The organism is Streptomyces sp. NPDC034670 (genome assembly GCF_055574875.1).
Genome location: NZ_JBVITR010000005.1, coordinates 92,679 through 106,482 on the forward strand (window position 1 = coordinate 92,679; position 13,804 = coordinate 106,482).

The following is a 13,804-nucleotide window of genomic DNA, read 5'->3' on the forward strand; positions in this document are numbered from 1 at the left end:
CGCGAAAGGCCCCCTGCTCTCACAGGAGGCCTTCTGCGTGTCGTGCGCCGCCAGGGACTCGAACCCCGGACCCGCTGATTAAGAGTCAGCTGCTCTAACCAACTGAGCTAGCGGCGCCTGCTGACGTCGTAGACATTAGCACCCTGGTCGGCGGGAGGAAAAATCGATATCCGCACGGCCGCGCGGGCCGCCCGTACGGCCGCCCAGAGCAGCACCTCCGGGCCCGGCAACCAGGGACGACGCGTGTCCGGGGCGACCAGCCAGCGCGAGCCGGAGCGGTCCGCGGCGGCCGTGGCGCCGAGGGGGGCCGGCACCGTCACCGCGTCGCCGGCGCCGTGGCACAGCAGCGGCGGGACACCGCCGGTGCGGCCGGGCCCGCGGTCGTGCGCGTCCCACTCCTCCCACTCCAGCAGGGCCGGCAGCCGCTGGGCCGTCCCCGGCGACGCGAACAGCAGCATCCGGCCCCGGAACTCCGCCACCGGCCCGGAACCCGGCCCCTCCTCCCACAGCCGGTCCAGCATCCGGCGCCCGAAGACCGCGGGCACGCTCACCACGTCGAAGGCCGTGCCGCAGGGCAGGACGACCGGGGCGGCCGCACGCTCCGCCCAGTGCGAGAGCGTGCTGCGCGCGGACGTCCCCGCCGAGGCGAGCCAGGCGGCGCCGTCCGGGGTGACGCCGCTGATGTCGGAGGCATTCCGTGTGCTGCTCATGACGCACAGGTCTACCCGCCGTGAGGGAACGGTTTCCCCGGGTTGCCGAAACCCGGGACGCGGCGCCGGGGGAGGGGGTATCGTGCCCGCCTGGCATATGCCAGGCCCGGCTCGGGCCGGGCGCGCGGGCCCCGGAAGCCGCGGGGCCGCGGGGCTCACGCCGGGCCGGTGTCCCCCGGGCCCTCGCCGTCGCGCATGAGGCCCCGCCCGAACTCCACCATCTTCTTCGCGTAGTCCTCGGTCCACTCGGCGCGCTCCGCGATGTCGGCCGTCGTCAGCCGGTCGAAGCGCCGGGGGTCGGCCAGCTGGGCCGCCGCCACCGCCTGGAACTCCATCGCCCGGTCCGCCGCGGCCCGGAACGCGAGCGTCAGCTCGGTCGCCCGCTCCAGCAGCGCGCGCGGATCGTCGATCGACTCCAGGTCGAAGAAGTGCTCCGGATCGGCGGCGGCCGCCGCGGGCTCGAACAGCAGGGGCGCGGGGCGTAGCCGCGGTTCGTCCCGACGCGGCGTGGGCTCCGCCATGATCTCTCCTTCTCGTGCGTCTCGGTCGGCCCGCCGGGGCGGTCCTCCCCCGCGAGCGGGGGTCACCCGGGGAGGCGGGCCACCGTCCATTGTCCCGCGCCCGCGCAAGAGGGCCTCGTCCCCCGGCCGGGGCCGGGGCCGCACGCGGTGCCCGGCGAGGGGCGGGGGAGGGCCGGTGCGTCCCGCCCGGCGGCCGCGGCGCCGGTCAGGGCCGCCACCGCACGCGGTGTTCGGCGAGGTGCGCGAGGACCGCGTGGTTGGCCTCCCAGCCGTCCGGGAACTTCACGAGGGTGCCGAGCCGGACCGGTTCCGTGGACGGGTAGTCGTCCAGCAGGTCGCCCACCCCCGCCCGGCACACCACGATGCACGCGTGCCGGTGCCGGGAGGCGAGCACGCACAGCCGGCCCGTCTCCAGGTGGAAGGCGGTGGCGTCGGGGCGGCCGGAGAGCGGGTGCAGGACCACCGTGACGTCGTACTCCCGGCCCTGGAGACGGTTCGCCGTGTCGACCGTGACGTCCCTCACGCCCAGCTCCGCGAGCGCCGCCCGCACCGCCGCCGCCTGGTCCCGGTGCGCGGTGCCGACGGCGATCCGGCCGGCGGTCAGCGGGGCGGGGTCCGCCGACCGCTCGGACGTCGTCGCGCCGCCGCGGTCCAGCAGCCTGCGCACCACCGCCGCCACCGCCCGCACCGCCTCCGGATCCGTGCGCGGGGTGTGCCGGGCGGGCAGCTCCAGCAGGCCCCAGCCGGACTCGGCCGCCTCGTCGATCACCCGGTCCGGGCCCGAGCCGTCCGACGGGACGGCGAGGGTGAGCCCGCGGTCCCCGTGGCCGGTGCCGCTGCGGAACGGCGTGTACGGGTAGAACGCGTCCGACACCAGGGGCGCCGCCGAGGCCGGCAGCCGCCACGACACCGGAAGCCGGTGCTGCGGCAGGTCGGGGTTGTGGGCGAGCAGGGTGGTCACGGCCGACGCGGACGGGTCGTACGACAGGCCCGCCCACTGCTCGCCGCCCACGATCGAGAACGGGTCCAGCTGCCCCGGATCGCCCACGAACAGCGCCCGCTCGAACAGGTTGGCCACGGCGAGCAGCGCGTCCGAGCGCATCTGGTACGCCTCGTCGACGATGGCGTGCCGCCACGGCTCGACGCCCTTGACGTGCGCCCACTTCGCCGCCGTCGACAGGACCACGTCCAGGCCGGCGAGATCGGCCGCCTTCGCCGACGTGCGGACGTTCTCCAGCGCGTCGAGGGCCTTGTCGTACGGGTCGGTGTCGCTGCTGTGCAGCCGGCCGACCGGCAGGTCGGGGTTCTTCTCCGCGAGCCGCAGCACCAGGTCGTCGACCTGCGCGTTGGTCTGCGCCACCACCATCAGCGGGCGGCCCGCCGCGGCCAGTTCCAGGGCCGCGCGGACCACCAGGGTGGACTTGCCGGCGCCGGGCGGGGAGTCGACGACGACACCGCGCGCGCCGCCGTGCAGCGTGTCGCGCAGGATCGCCTCGGTGGCGCGGGCGGCCGCCGCACCGGGGTCGGGAACGGTCCGGGAGGCCACGGCCTCGGTGGTCACAGGAGGTCCTCCTCGGTCACGGGGTCGGCGGCCTCCGGCACGGCGGCCTCCTCACCGGGCGGGCCGCCGTGCGTCCACGGCGTCTCCTCCGGGTCGGGCAGCTTCGCCCCGCCGCGCGGCTCGTGCTCGAACAGCGTGAAGCACACGCGGTCGCCCTTCTCCGGCACGGACCCCTCCGCGGGCTCCTTGCCGCGGCCCATCCGGTCCAGGATCCGCAGGACGACCAGGGCGCCGCCACCGCCGTCGCCGCCGTCGCCGTCCGGCCCGCCGTCCTCGTACCCGGCGCACTCCGCCGCCTGCGGCTTCCCGTCCAGCGAGCGGTACACCCGGGTCCGCTCGCCCAGGTGCGGGCGGTCGTCCGTGCGGACGGTGACCAGCGGACGGGGGCTGGGCCGCCTGCTCTCGCTGTACGCCATCACCACGTCGACGACCTCGCCCGCGAAGGCCTCCCCGGCCAGCCGCCGGCCGGCCATCACCAGCGGGTCGTCCAGGGCCTCCTGGGCCTCCAGCCGGGCCTGCTCCCGCTCGCGCACGGCCAGCTTGTTCGCCGCGGTGACCGCGTCGTCGCGGCGCGGCTGCGGCGGCTCCCCGGCCAGCACGCGGTCCCGGTGACCGGTGAACGACCAGCGGTCGCGCGTCCACCGCTCCTCGACGCGGGCGCCCGGCGGCAGTTCCCGCAGCAGGTCCAGGCCGCGCCACACCGCGTCCCAGGTGGGCCGGGTGCGGCTCGCCACCAGCGCGCGGATCTCCCGCTCGGCGGCGGTCAGGGCGCCGAGCCGGGCGTCGGCCTCCAGCCCGTCCCGCGCGGCGGCGAGCGCGGTGCGGGCGCGGTCGTAGCGCTCGATGGCCGGGGCGAGCAGCTTGTTGTCGAACGCCGGGTCGGTCGCCGGGCCCGCGGGCGGGCACACCAACTGGCCGTCGGCGTCCCGCGCCAGCTCGGCCTCCCGCGCGGCCTCGGCGCCGGAGCGTCCCTCGGGCGGGTCGATCCAGGCGAGCAGCGCCCCCAGGTGCTGGTCCTCCAGGGTGGACTGCCCGGTCGCCCAGTGCCGGGCCAGGACGTCCGTCACGGCCAGCAGCAGCGACGAGCCGGGCACCCGGGCCCGCTCCCCGAAGTGCGTCAGCCACCGCCCCAGCAGCGGCACCCGGGGCGGCGCCGGGAACGGGGTCTCGGGGTCCTGCTCCGCCGTGCGCCGGAACCGCATGGACCGGCCGAGGAGCCGCACGAGGTCGATGCCCGCCCGGCTCGGCACGATCAGCTGGGGCGCGTCCGCGCACAGCTCGACCTCGACCCTGACCCGCTTGCCGGTCTCCGGGTCGGTCTCGGTGCGCTCGGCCGCCTCCACGGCGCCGGCGAACCCGTCGACGTAGGGCAGGACCACGTCGGCCAGTTCGGCGAGGAACGCGAACCGGAGGTCGCGGTCGCGCGGCTGCGGGACGACCAGCAGCCGCGGCGCGTCCCGGTCGGTGCCCACCAGCGCGCCGAGCGGGGCGCCCGCCTCGCCCGCGGTGGTGAGGGGCACGAACACCAGGGGGCGGTCGGACAGGTGCCGGTGCCGGACGGTGGCGGCGGGCCGGGCGCGGCCGGTGCTGACGGCCTCGAGGCGGGCGAGGGTCGCGATCAGCGACAAGGGGCCACCTCCCGGGCGGCGGGAACGGCGGCGGCGCCCAGCGCCTCCGCGCGCAGGGCCGCCGCCCGCCGCAGCGCCGCCACCACCGGGTCGCCGGGGTCGCCGGCCCGGCCGTGGGCCGCCGCCAGCACGTCCTCGACCGTCGTCAGGCCGCCCAGTTCCGCGCGGACCGGACGGCCCAGGGAGGTCACCGCGCCGGCCGCGCGGGAGCGGTCCCGGCAGTGGAAGGCCAGCTCGCACGCCGACAGGCACTCCGGCGCGTACGTCGCCGGGACCGCCTCCACGGCCTGCGCCAACTGCTCGGCGGGCAGCTCCGGCGAGAAGCACGTGCCCTCCGGGAGCGTGTCGGCGATCTCCTCGATCCGGGTGAGCCGGGCCAGCTGACGGGCGGTCACCGCGCGCTGCCTGCGCACGTCCACGGCCGACGCGGTGGGCAGGTTGGAGAAGTCCTTGGGGCACACGAGCAGGATCCGGTGCCGCACGCGCGGGGGAGGGTCGAGCCGGCCGGCCGCCTCCTCGAGCGCCAGCACGTACACCGCCGCCTGACGGGCCGCCGCGCCGACCTTCGCCGGGTCCGCGGCGCCGTCCAGCAGGGGGAAGGACTTGATCTCCACGACCGTCCAGCTGCCGTCCGGGTGCACCACCACCGCGTCCGGCTCCAGGAAGGCGGGGGAGCCGGCGACGTCGAGGGCGAGCATCGGGTGGTCGAGCAGCGTCCAGGTGCCCGGGGCCGCCGCGGCGGCCCGGACGGCCTCGCGCAGCGCCAGCCTCGTGCGCTCCAGGCGCCCTTCGGGACCGGGCGCGGTCAGGTCGGGCACGCGCGCGGCGGCGGGCGGTTCGGCCGAGCGGTCCAGCTTCTCGTGGGCCAGCCGCAGCAGTTCGGCGCCGCCGTCGGCCTTGGCCTTCGCCTCGAAGGCGTTGCCCCGCACGAACGCGAACTGGGACTGCCCGAAGGCCGACGGCGCTCCCAACGCGCTCGCCAGCGCCGCCTTGTTCACCCCGGCGCCGTCGAGGATCGCGCGCCGTCTGCAGCCCGGGTTGGCGGCGAGGGCGGCCAGGGCGCGCGCGTCCAGGGCCTTGGCCGGGACCTCGGGGCCGCGCAGCTCAGCGAGCCGCTGCCGGAGCCTCTTCCCCCGCGTCCGAGGGGAGGGCGTCCGGCTCGGATCCTGGTCCGTACCGCGGCTGGTGCCGCCGCTGCCGTGGAAATCGCTCACCCGCGGAAGTCTGGCATCCTGCACTGACAATCGGGGAACGGGTGCCCGGGGAGTCCGCCGCGACCGGTGCGAAGCGGGGCAGGAAACGGGACTTGACCCGGTCCGCGTACCGCATCACGACCGGCGTCAGCAGCAGTCCCGCGCCCATGACGGCCGCCCCCGCGACCGCGTCGAGGAAGTAGTGGTTCGCGGTGCCCATCACGACGACCACGGTCACCAGCGGATAGACCACGGCGGCCGTCCGGGCCAGGCGCGTCCGCCCGCACTGCCACAGGATCACCCCGCACCACAGCGCCCAGCCCACGTGCAGACTCGGCATCGCCGCGTACTGGTTGGTCATCCCGCCCAGGCCCCGCGGGGCGCTCGCCTCGCCGCCCCACCAGCCCCAGGAGCTGTAGTGGGCCATCGTGTCCACGAAGCCGTGGCTCGCGTCGAGCAGCCGGGGCGGGCAGGTGGGCAGCAGGGTGAAGCCGATCAGGCCGATGAAGGTGGACGTCATCAGCCAGGTGCGGGCGGCGCGGTAGCGCACCGCGTGGGACCGGAACAGCCAGACGAGGACGGCGGGCGTCACCAGGTAGTGCAGCGACGCGTACCAGAAGTCGGCCGGTATGCCCAGCCACGGTTCCCGCGTGAAGAGGCGGTTGAGCGGATGCTCGGCGTTCAGGTACAGGGCCTGCTCGATGCGCAGGATCGCCAGGCCGTGGTCCACGGCGTCGGAGACGTCGCCCCGGACGACCAGCCGCCCCGCCGAGTAGCAGGCGTACACCAGGACGATCAGCGGCAGTTCGGTCCACCCGCGCAACCGGGTCGCCGGAGCCGCCTCGATGCCCGGTGTCTCGGTGTGCGGCATCCGATCGCCCTCCCCTTTCGTCCTCGCGCCGAGCCCGTCGGCGGCCAGTCACTCTACGGTGTGCGCGTCCCCCGCGGGACGCCCTCGGCCCTGATAGACGTCGGGGCCACCCGCCGGGTTGCCCGTGACCGGGGTGAGCGATGATGGAGGGGTTCCGTCTGCGAATGTCCCGGAAGGTCTCCCATGGCACCGCGCATCCTGCTGGCCCGGCACGGACAGACCGCCTGGTCGCTGTCCGGCAAGCACACCGGCAGGACCGACGTACCGCTCCTGGAGGAGGGCCGGCGGGGCGCCGGGCTCCTCGGCGAGCGCCTGCGCCGGGCGCCGTACGACGGGCTGCCGGACGCCGAGGTGCGCACCAGCCCGCTGGCCCGCGCGCGGGAGACCTGCGAACTCGCCGGCTTCGGCGGGCGCGCGCAGACCTGGGACGCCCTCCTGGAGTGGGACTACGGGGCGTACGAGGGCATGACCCCGGCCGAGATACGGGCCCTCCGGCCGGGCTGGCTCATCTGGCGCGACGGCGTCCCCGAGGGGGAGGACCTCGCCGGGGTGACGGCCCGCGCGGACGAGGTGGTGGCCTGGGCGCGCTCGGCCGACCGGGACGTGCTGGTCTTCGCTCACGGGCACATCCTCCGCTCCATCGGCGCCCGCTGGCTGGGCCTGCCCCTCGACTTCGCGGCCCGCATCCGCCTCCACCCGACGTCGCTGTCGGTCCTGGGCTGGGCGTACGGGGAGCCGGCCATCGAGAGCTGGAACGACCTGGGCCACCTGACCGGCTGAGCGGCGGCCGCCGGCGCACCGGCACGCGGGCCGCCCGGCCGGACCGCGCGGGAGCGCGGGCCCGGCCGCGGACCTCCCGCGGGGTCCCTCAGACCGCGCGGGGGGGCGAGGCGTGGCGGTCCAGGAACGCCGACACGTCCGGGACGCGGCGGTGCGGCAGCAGGACGCGGGACGTGCCCGCCAGCATCGTCCGCACCCGGGACGACTGGACCTCGGCCAGCAGGTCCAGCACCCGCATCCCGGCCCGGGCCGCCTCGTCCGGACGCCCGCCGCGCGCCAGGTCGTCCGCCAGCTCGGCCGTGTACAGGGCGATGTTGCGGGTGAAGTGCGGGTTCTGGAGCTCCGCCGCCCGCCGCGCGTGCCGGGCGGCGCGCGACCAGTCGCCGAGCGTCGACCAGCACTGCGCCTCCAGGCCCTCCAGCTCGGCCTCCCCGTAGAAGCTCATCCACTCGGGGTCCGCCTCCGAGGGGCCGCGGTCGAAGTAGGCCTGGGCCCGGGCCAGCGCCTGCTCGCAGCCCGCCCGGTCGGCGAGCCCGGCCCAGCCGCCCGCCTCGCGCAGCGCCAGCAGCGACAGCAGCCGCGGCGAGCCGAGCGGGCGCGCCACCCGCTGCGCGGCCTGCGCCGCCCGCACCGCCTCCCGGGGCCGGCCCGCGTCCCGCGCGAGGAACGCGGTGTTGCAGAAGGCGTGCGCCTCCAGACCCGGGTCCCCGGTCACCCGCGCGGTCGCCAGCGCCTCCGCGTAGTGCGAGCGCGCGTCGTCGAAGCGGCCCGAGTCGTGGGCCAGCCAGCCCACCGAGATGGCCAGCTCCCCGGCGCCCGCGTACAGCCGGTCCGCCGCCCGCTGCCGGACCGCGCCGGCGTCCAGCAACGCGTAGGCGGCGCGCAGGGGGGCCGCCGCGCGCCGGTAGAGGCCGTCCGCCCCGTGCCGGTCGTCCAGCAGCCGGATCCGGCGGACGGCTTCTTCCAGCGCGCCCGCGTCGCCCTCCCCGGCGCGGCGCACGGCGCGCTGCGCCGCCGAGGCGTCCGGGGCGGACCCGAGGGGGCCCAGTGAGGCGGCGGCCACCGTGGCGCCCCCGCCGGTCATGAATGCGCGACGCAGCACGTCGCTCTCCTCGTGGTCGTGCGTGTCGTACCTGTCGTACGTGTCGTACCGGTCCTGCGTGTCGTACGGTCCGTCCGCCGCGCGCGTCCCGCCCGCGGCGCCCGCCGGGGGCGGGCTCCCGGTCTGCCGGGCCCGGCGTCCGCGGACCGACGCGCGGGGCGCGAAGCCCAGGTCGGTCAGCGTGCGGCCGGGGAACATGTGCAGGAACACCCGTTCGTAGGCGTAGTTGGGGCAGCGGATCTCGCCCGTCTCCACCCGGTGCACGTACCGCGCGTCACAGCTGACCTGCTCGCCGATCTCGCGGGCGGCCCGGCGGACCGCCGCGGCGAACTCGGCCGGCGAGCGCGCTCCGCGCACCTGCCGGAAGGCGAGGTTGGGCCGGGGTGACCGGTCGGGCTGGGACGAGGGCACCGTTGACGACGCCATGGCCGGGTCCTCTCTGCGAACCGTCGAACCATGCCGGATCCGGGGCGGGTTGTCCGGTTGTCGGAGTGTCGCCCTGTTTCCGGCGGGCAAGAACGTACCCGCTGTGACGGAGTCGCCACGCGGAGTTTGGCCACAAACCGGATATCCCCGTCGCGATCCGCCATGATCTGCCATCCTTTGCGGCGCACTTTCCCCGTTGCCGTTGACGGCCCGGCGCGTTGAACCCCGTGGACCGGGAGGCCCCCGACTCCCGACCCGCTCGTTTTCAGGCAGGGATGTGTGTGGTGGAGGCCGGGATGGTGACCAGCCAGAGCAACGATCCTCTGACGCCGCCGAGCACGGCGTCGGGCGCGCCGCCGGGTGCGCCGCCGGCCGGACCCGGGACGACCGCCCCGGGCGGCGCCCCCTCCCCCGGGGCGCCCGAGTGCGCCGTGGTCACGGTTCCGACGCGGCAGGGCCTGGAGGCGGTCGACATCCTGCGGCGCGGCGCCGGGGACGCGGTGGGGCTCGTCCTGCACGACGGCGGCGACACGCTCGGCTTCCTGGTCCCGCCCGGCACGGCCGCCGCGTGGGACGTGCCGGGAAGCACCTGCACGGAGACCGGCGGCCGCGGGCTGCGGCCCTCCCCCGAGCCGCCGGTGGAGGGCTCGGACTGGCTGCTGCCCCCCGGGGAGACGGACCCGGCGACGGACCCCGCGGTGCTGCGGGCGGCACTGGACGAGGCCCAGCGGCTGATCGAGGCGGCGGACAACTGCTGCTGACGGGCGCCGCCCGGCGGCCGGCCGGACCGGGGCCGCCCACCACCGGGCCCACCGGGGGGCGGTGGACGCCTGGGACAATGCCCGCATGGGAAGGACCAGGAACCCCGGACACCGGCGGGCCGCCGCCGAAGCCGTCGTCGAGAGCGTCGACGGGGGTCTCGCCCGGCTCGTCCCCGACCGGGAGCGGCCGCGGGCCTGGACGCTGCTGGTCGACGACGCCCCGCAGTCGCACGTCGACCTGGACGACCCCGCCCACCTCTCCTTCGAGTACCAGCGCCGGCTCGGCCACGTCGTCGACCTCGTCGCCCCGCCCGGCAGGCCCGTGCACGCCGTGCACCTCGGCGGCGGCGCGTTCACCCTCGCCCGGTACGTCGCCGCCACCCGCCCCCGCTCCACCCAGCAGGTCGTCGAGCGGGACGCGGCGCTGGTGCGCCTGGTCCGCCGGGAACTGCCGCTGGACCCCCGGGCCCGGATCCGGGTGCGCGCGGCGGACGCCCGGGAAGGACTCGCCAAGGTGCCGGACGGACGGGCCGACCTCGTCGTCGCGGACGTCTTCAGCGGGGCCCGGACACCGGCCCACCTGACCTCGACCGAGTTCCTCGACGACGTCCGCCGGGTCCTCGCTCCCGGCGGGGTCTACGCCGCCAACCTCGCCGACGGGCCGCCGCTCGCGCACCTGCGCGGCCAGGTCGCCACCGCGGCCGCCCGGTTCGCCGGGCTCGCGCTGATCGCCGACCCCGCGGTCCTGCGCGGCAAGCGCTTCGGCAACGCCGTCCTGGTCGCCTCCGACGCGCCCCTGCCGGTCGCCGAACTGACCCGCCGCGCCGCCTGCGACCCGCACCCGGGCCGGGTGCAGCACGGCAGGGACCTCGAGGACTTCACCGGCGGGGCGGTCCCGGTGACCGACCTGGCGGCGGTGGCGTCGCCCGCCCCGCCCCCCTCGGTGTTCCGGTGAACGGCCCCGGCCCCGGTCAGTAGGTCCCGATCTCCACGCGCGGCGGGCCGTCGTGCCAGGTGCAGAAGACCGACACCCGGTCCGCGCCCGAGGCGAACTCCACCCGGATCCACGACTCCGTCTTCCACACCTGCATCGACCAGTCCGCCGCCGGTGTCGCCGACACCAGGGACGCCGAGGTCTCGCCGAGGTCGAAGACCGCCCGCCCGCCCTCGGTGTCGTAACCCCTGACCCGGCCGGAGGCGGTGGTGGGGGACGGGGAGGGGGCGGGGGAGCGCGGGGGCGCGGTCCGCGAGGGCCCGGGGGCCGGTTCGCCGGTCGTCCCGCCGGGTGCCGGGGACGGCTTCGCCGGGGCCTCGGAGCTGCGCTCGTCCGACGGCCGCCGGGTCGAGGAGGACACCGGGTCCGACTCCCGGGCGGTGGCGTCGGCCGCCGCGACGGGCAGGGCCCGGGGCGGTTCGTAGGCGGTGCCCGTCAGCACCGTGCTGACGCCCCACCACGACAGCGTGACCGCCGCGCCCGTGGCGAGCAGCCAGGCCAGTACGTGTACGAGTCCTCTGCGCATCGTCGGCCCATCTTGCCCCACCCGTCCCGGCGGTGTCGCGTCCGCGGGGGGTGTCCGGAGTTGTCCACAGGCCCGCACGGAGCCCGCCCGGCATGGCGTACGGTGCCGCCCATGGCAAGTGTTCTCGTGGTCGAGGACGACCAGTTCGTCCGCTCGGCGCTGATCCGGCAGCTGACCGACGCCTCGCACACCGTGCGCAGCGTCGGCACGGCGCTGGAGGCGCTGCGCGAGGTCGCCCATTTCCGCTTCGACGTGGTGGTCCTGGACCTCGGACTGCCCGATCTCGACGGCTCCGAGGCCCTGAAGATGCTGCGCGGGATCACGGACGTCCCGGTGATCGTCGCCACCGCCCGGGACGACGAGACGGAGATCGTGCGCCTGCTGAACGCGGGCGCGGACGACTACTTGACCAAGCCCTTCTCGGTGGAGCACCTCTCGGCCCGGATGGCGGCCGTGCTGCGCCGGGCCCGGTCCGGCGGCGCGGAGAGCGCGCCGTCCCCCGTGCTCCGGGTCGGCGGGCTGACCGTCGACCCGCTGCGCCGCCAGGCCGAACTGGACGGAACGCGGCTCGACCTGACCCGGCGCGAGTTCGACCTGCTCGCCTTCCTGGCCGGGCGGCCCGGCGTGGTCGTCTCCCGCCGGGAACTGCTCGCCGAGGTGTGGCAGCAGTCCTACGGCGACGACCAGACCATCGACGTCCACCTGTCCTGGCTGCGGCGGAAGCTGGGGGAGACCGCGGCACGGCCCCGCTACCTGCACACCCTGCGGGGGGTCGGCGTGAAGCTGGAGCCGCCCGCCGTCCCCGCGCCCGGAGGGGAACCGCCACGATGAGATGGGCGCTGGTGAAGGTGTCGCTGGCGGTGACCGCGATGGTCGTGATCGCGTTCGCGGTGCCGCTCGGGCTGGTCGTCCGGGAGATGGCCCGCGACCGCGCCTTCTCGGGCGCCGAGCGGGAGGCGGCGGCCCTCGCCCCCGCCCTGTCCATCACCACCGACCGCGACCAGCTCGAACGCGTCGTCGCCTCCACCGGCTCCGACACCGCCGTGGCCGTGCACATCCCGGCCGGCGACGACGGCGGGGAACTGGAGATAGGGCGTCGGCGGGCGGCCGCCGAGGACATCGCGGCGGTGCGGGAACTGGGGCGCGCCTCCACCTCCGCGGTGCCCGGCGGCTCGACCCTGCTCCAGCCGGTCGCGCTCAGCACCGGCGAGATCGCCGTGGTCGAGGTGTTCGTCCCCGAGTCCGAGGTCACCAACGGCGTCGGCACGGCCTGGGCGGTGCTCGCGGCGGTCGGGGTCGCGCTGATCCTCGGCTCGGTCGCGGTCGCCGACCGGCTGGGCGTGCGGATGGTGCGGCCCGCCCGGCGGCTGGTGGAGGGGGCGCGCGAGCTGGGGGAGGGGAAGCTGGGGGCCCGGGTCCCCGAGGAGGGGCCGAAGGAACTGCGGCTGGCGGCGGTGGCGTTCAACTCCATGGCCGACCAGGTCGTCCAACTGCTCGCCAACGAGCGGGAGCTGGCCGCCGACCTGTCCCACCGGCTGCGCACCCCGCTGACCGTGCTGCGGCTGAACGCCGCCTCCCTCGGGGACGGTCCGGCCGCCGAGCAGACCCGGGCGGCGGTCGAGCAGCTGGAGCGCGAGGTGGACACCATCATCCGCACCGCCCGGGAGGCCAAGCCGCAGACGGCCGCCGCCGGCCCCGGCGCCGGGTGCGACGCGGCCGAGGTGGTCCGGGAGCGGATGGCGTTCTGGTCGGCGCTCGCCGAGGACGAGGGCCGCAAGTGGCGGGTGGCCGGGGCGGACCGGCCGGTGCGCATCCCCGTGGCCCGCGCCGATCTGGCCGCCGCCCTCGACGCCCTGCTCGGCAACGTCTTCCGGCACACCCCCGAGGGCACCGCCTTCGCGGTCGACGTGCACAACGGCGACGACGCGGTGATCGTGCTCGTCTCCGACGCGGGTCCCGGCATACCCGACCCCGAGGCGGCGATGGCCCGCGGCCGGGGCTCGGGCAGCGACGGCTCGACCGGGCTCGGCCTGGACATCGTGCGCCGGCTCGCGGAGTCGACCGGCGGGGACGTGCGGATCGGCTCGTCGGTGCTCGGCGGGACCGAGGTGCGGATCTGGATCCAGCTCGACGGACGCGAGCGGACGCCCCGGCGGCGGCGCGGGCACCGGGGGACCGTGCGGCGGCGCGGCCCCGGCCGGCTGGTCCCGGCCCTCAGGGCCTTTCGTGGGGATCGGGCCGGGCTCGCGGGGCCCGGCCCGATCCGAACGGAAGACCCTAGGCGGCTTCGGGCAGCTTCGCCGTGAGCTGCGGTTCCCCCTGGCCGGCCAGGGGACGGGGGCAGGCGCCGCGCCCCAGCAGTGCCTGGATGCGCCGCACGCAGCCGCCGCAGTCGGTACCGGCCTTGCAGACGGAGGCGATCTGCCGGGGCGTGCGCGCACCGGCCTCCGCGTGGCTCCTCACCTGTTCCTCGGTCACGCCGAAGCAGCTGCAGACGAACACGCGGTTCACCTCCCGGACGGGGCCCATGGTCGTGCCGCACCGACCGACCGGGGACCCGACGCGTCGATAAGGCAAACCTAACCTTACCTGCCGCCCGGAGGACGAAGAAGGAGGGGTGGGGGGGGGGGGGGGGGGGGGGGGGGGGGGGGGAGGGGGCGGGGGGGGTGGGGGGGGAGGGGGGTGGGGGGGGGGGGGGGGGGGTGGGGGGGGGGAGGGGGGGGGGGAGGGA

The 13,804-nt window shown here is 76.8% G+C and carries 14 protein-coding genes and 1 tRNA gene; 5 read left to right on the forward strand and 10 right to left on the reverse strand.

Translation table 11 applies throughout. From position 1 onward, the window contains the following. Positions 1-43 precede the first annotated feature (43 nt). The 7 genes from ACZ56B_RS05450 to ACZ56B_RS05480 form a co-directional block, all read right to left on the reverse strand. A tRNA-Lys gene (locus ACZ56B_RS05450) sits at positions 44-117 on the reverse strand. After that, on the reverse strand, positions 108-710 hold the full coding sequence (locus ACZ56B_RS05455) for a bifunctional DNA primase/polymerase (RefSeq protein ID WP_468786517.1): 603 nt from the start codon (positions 708-710) through the stop codon (positions 108-110). The genes ACZ56B_RS05450 and ACZ56B_RS05455 overlap by 10 nt, the downstream gene beginning before the upstream one ends. Before the next feature lie 155 nt (positions 711-865). After that, a complete protein-coding gene (locus tag ACZ56B_RS05460; protein WP_468786519.1) occupies positions 866-1,231 on the reverse strand; it encodes a hypothetical protein in 366 nt (121 codons plus the stop codon). Between the two features lie 205 nt (positions 1,232-1,436). Further along, the gene (locus ACZ56B_RS05465) at positions 1,437-2,792 is read right to left on the reverse strand and encodes an AAA family ATPase (protein ID WP_468786521.1); all 1,356 of its coding nucleotides are present in this window, start codon (positions 2,790-2,792) and stop codon (positions 1,437-1,439) included. Next, a complete protein-coding gene (locus ACZ56B_RS05470) occupies positions 2,789-4,420 on the reverse strand; it encodes a hypothetical protein (protein WP_468786523.1) in 1,632 nt (543 codons plus the stop codon). The genes ACZ56B_RS05465 and ACZ56B_RS05470 overlap by 4 nt, the downstream gene beginning before the upstream one ends. Further along, positions 4,411-5,523: a hypothetical protein gene (locus ACZ56B_RS05475; protein WP_468786762.1), complete on the reverse strand. Its 1,113-nt coding sequence runs from the start codon at positions 5,521-5,523 to the stop codon at positions 4,411-4,413. The genes ACZ56B_RS05470 and ACZ56B_RS05475 overlap by 10 nt, the downstream gene beginning before the upstream one ends. A 1-nt stretch (position 5,524) precedes the next feature. Beyond that, the gene (locus tag ACZ56B_RS05480; RefSeq protein ID WP_468786525.1) at positions 5,525-6,484 is read right to left on the reverse strand and encodes a phosphatase PAP2 family protein; all 960 of its coding nucleotides are present in this window, start codon (positions 6,482-6,484) and stop codon (positions 5,525-5,527) included. A gap of 183 nt (positions 6,485-6,667) precedes the next feature. Between ACZ56B_RS05480 and ACZ56B_RS05485 the strand changes: the two genes are divergently transcribed. Beyond that, positions 6,668-7,264 (forward strand): histidine phosphatase family protein, encoded by a 597-nt coding sequence (locus ACZ56B_RS05485; RefSeq protein WP_468786527.1) that lies wholly within the window; start codon positions 6,668-6,670, stop codon positions 7,262-7,264. Positions 7,265-7,352: 88 nt separating this feature from the next. On the opposite strand, the gene ACZ56B_RS05490 is transcribed toward ACZ56B_RS05485, so the two are convergent. Next, positions 7,353-8,792, reverse strand: a complete 1,440-nt coding sequence (locus tag ACZ56B_RS05490) for a hypothetical protein (RefSeq protein ID WP_468786529.1) — start codon at positions 8,790-8,792, stop codon at positions 7,353-7,355. A 296-nt stretch (positions 8,793-9,088) separates the two neighbouring features. On the opposite strand from ACZ56B_RS05490, the gene ACZ56B_RS05495 reads away from it, so the two are divergent. Next, a complete protein-coding gene (locus tag ACZ56B_RS05495) occupies positions 9,089-9,553 on the forward strand; it encodes a hypothetical protein (RefSeq protein ID WP_468786531.1) in 465 nt (154 codons plus the stop codon). A gap of 85 nt (positions 9,554-9,638) precedes the next feature. Further along, a complete protein-coding gene (locus ACZ56B_RS05500; RefSeq protein ID WP_468786533.1) occupies positions 9,639-10,508 on the forward strand; it encodes a spermidine synthase in 870 nt (289 codons plus the stop codon). A gap of 16 nt (positions 10,509-10,524) precedes the next feature. Here the strand turns inward: ACZ56B_RS05500 and ACZ56B_RS05505 are convergent, their stop codons facing one another. After that, positions 10,525-11,073, reverse strand: coding sequence for a hypothetical protein (locus tag ACZ56B_RS05505; RefSeq protein WP_468786535.1), 549 nt, complete (start codon positions 11,071-11,073; stop codon positions 10,525-10,527). Between the two features lie 111 nt (positions 11,074-11,184). On the opposite strand from ACZ56B_RS05505, the gene ACZ56B_RS05510 reads away from it, so the two are divergent. Continuing rightward, positions 11,185-11,904, forward strand: a complete 720-nt coding sequence (locus ACZ56B_RS05510) for a response regulator transcription factor (RefSeq protein ID WP_468786537.1) — start codon at positions 11,185-11,187, stop codon at positions 11,902-11,904. Continuing rightward, a complete protein-coding gene (locus ACZ56B_RS05515; protein ID WP_468786539.1) occupies positions 11,901-13,379 on the forward strand; it encodes a sensor histidine kinase in 1,479 nt (492 codons plus the stop codon). Before ACZ56B_RS05510 ends, ACZ56B_RS05515 begins: the two co-directional genes overlap by 4 nt. On the opposite strand, the gene ACZ56B_RS05520 is transcribed toward ACZ56B_RS05515, so the two are convergent. Then, positions 13,351-13,602, reverse strand: a complete 252-nt coding sequence (locus ACZ56B_RS05520) for a (2Fe-2S)-binding protein (protein ID WP_468786541.1) — start codon at positions 13,600-13,602, stop codon at positions 13,351-13,353. The genes ACZ56B_RS05515 and ACZ56B_RS05520 overlap by 29 nt on opposite strands. Between the last annotated feature and the right edge of the window lie 202 nt (positions 13,603-13,804).

Excerpts from the sequence above, each read along its gene's own strand:
- ACZ56B_RS05520 (WP_468786541.1), bottom strand. The coding sequence starts at position 13,602 with ATGGGCCCCGTCCGGGAGGTGAACCGCGTGTTCGTCTGCAGCTGCTTC.
- ACZ56B_RS05510 (WP_468786537.1), top strand. The coding sequence starts at position 11,185 with ATGGCAAGTGTTCTCGTGGTCGAGGACGACCAGTTCGTCCGCTCGGCG.
- ACZ56B_RS05490 (WP_468786529.1), bottom strand. The coding sequence starts at position 8,792 with ATGGCGTCGTCAACGGTGCCCTCGTCCCAGCCCGACCGGTCACCCCGG.
- ACZ56B_RS05455 (WP_468786517.1), bottom strand. The coding sequence starts at position 710 with ATGAGCAGCACACGGAATGCCTCCGACATCAGCGGCGTCACCCCGGAC.
- ACZ56B_RS05495 (WP_468786531.1), top strand. The coding sequence starts at position 9,089 with ATGGTGACCAGCCAGAGCAACGATCCTCTGACGCCGCCGAGCACGGCG.
- ACZ56B_RS05505 (WP_468786535.1), bottom strand. The coding sequence starts at position 11,073 with ATGCGCAGAGGACTCGTACACGTACTGGCCTGGCTGCTCGCCACGGGC.
- ACZ56B_RS05515 (WP_468786539.1), top strand. The coding sequence starts at position 11,901 with ATGAGATGGGCGCTGGTGAAGGTGTCGCTGGCGGTGACCGCGATGGTC.
- ACZ56B_RS05460 (WP_468786519.1), bottom strand. The coding sequence starts at position 1,231 with ATGGCGGAGCCCACGCCGCGTCGGGACGAACCGCGGCTACGCCCCGCG.
- ACZ56B_RS05500 (WP_468786533.1), top strand. The coding sequence starts at position 9,639 with ATGGGAAGGACCAGGAACCCCGGACACCGGCGGGCCGCCGCCGAAGCC.
- ACZ56B_RS05480 (WP_468786525.1), bottom strand. The coding sequence starts at position 6,484 with ATGCCGCACACCGAGACACCGGGCATCGAGGCGGCTCCGGCGACCCGG.
- ACZ56B_RS05485 (WP_468786527.1), top strand. The coding sequence starts at position 6,668 with ATGGCACCGCGCATCCTGCTGGCCCGGCACGGACAGACCGCCTGGTCG.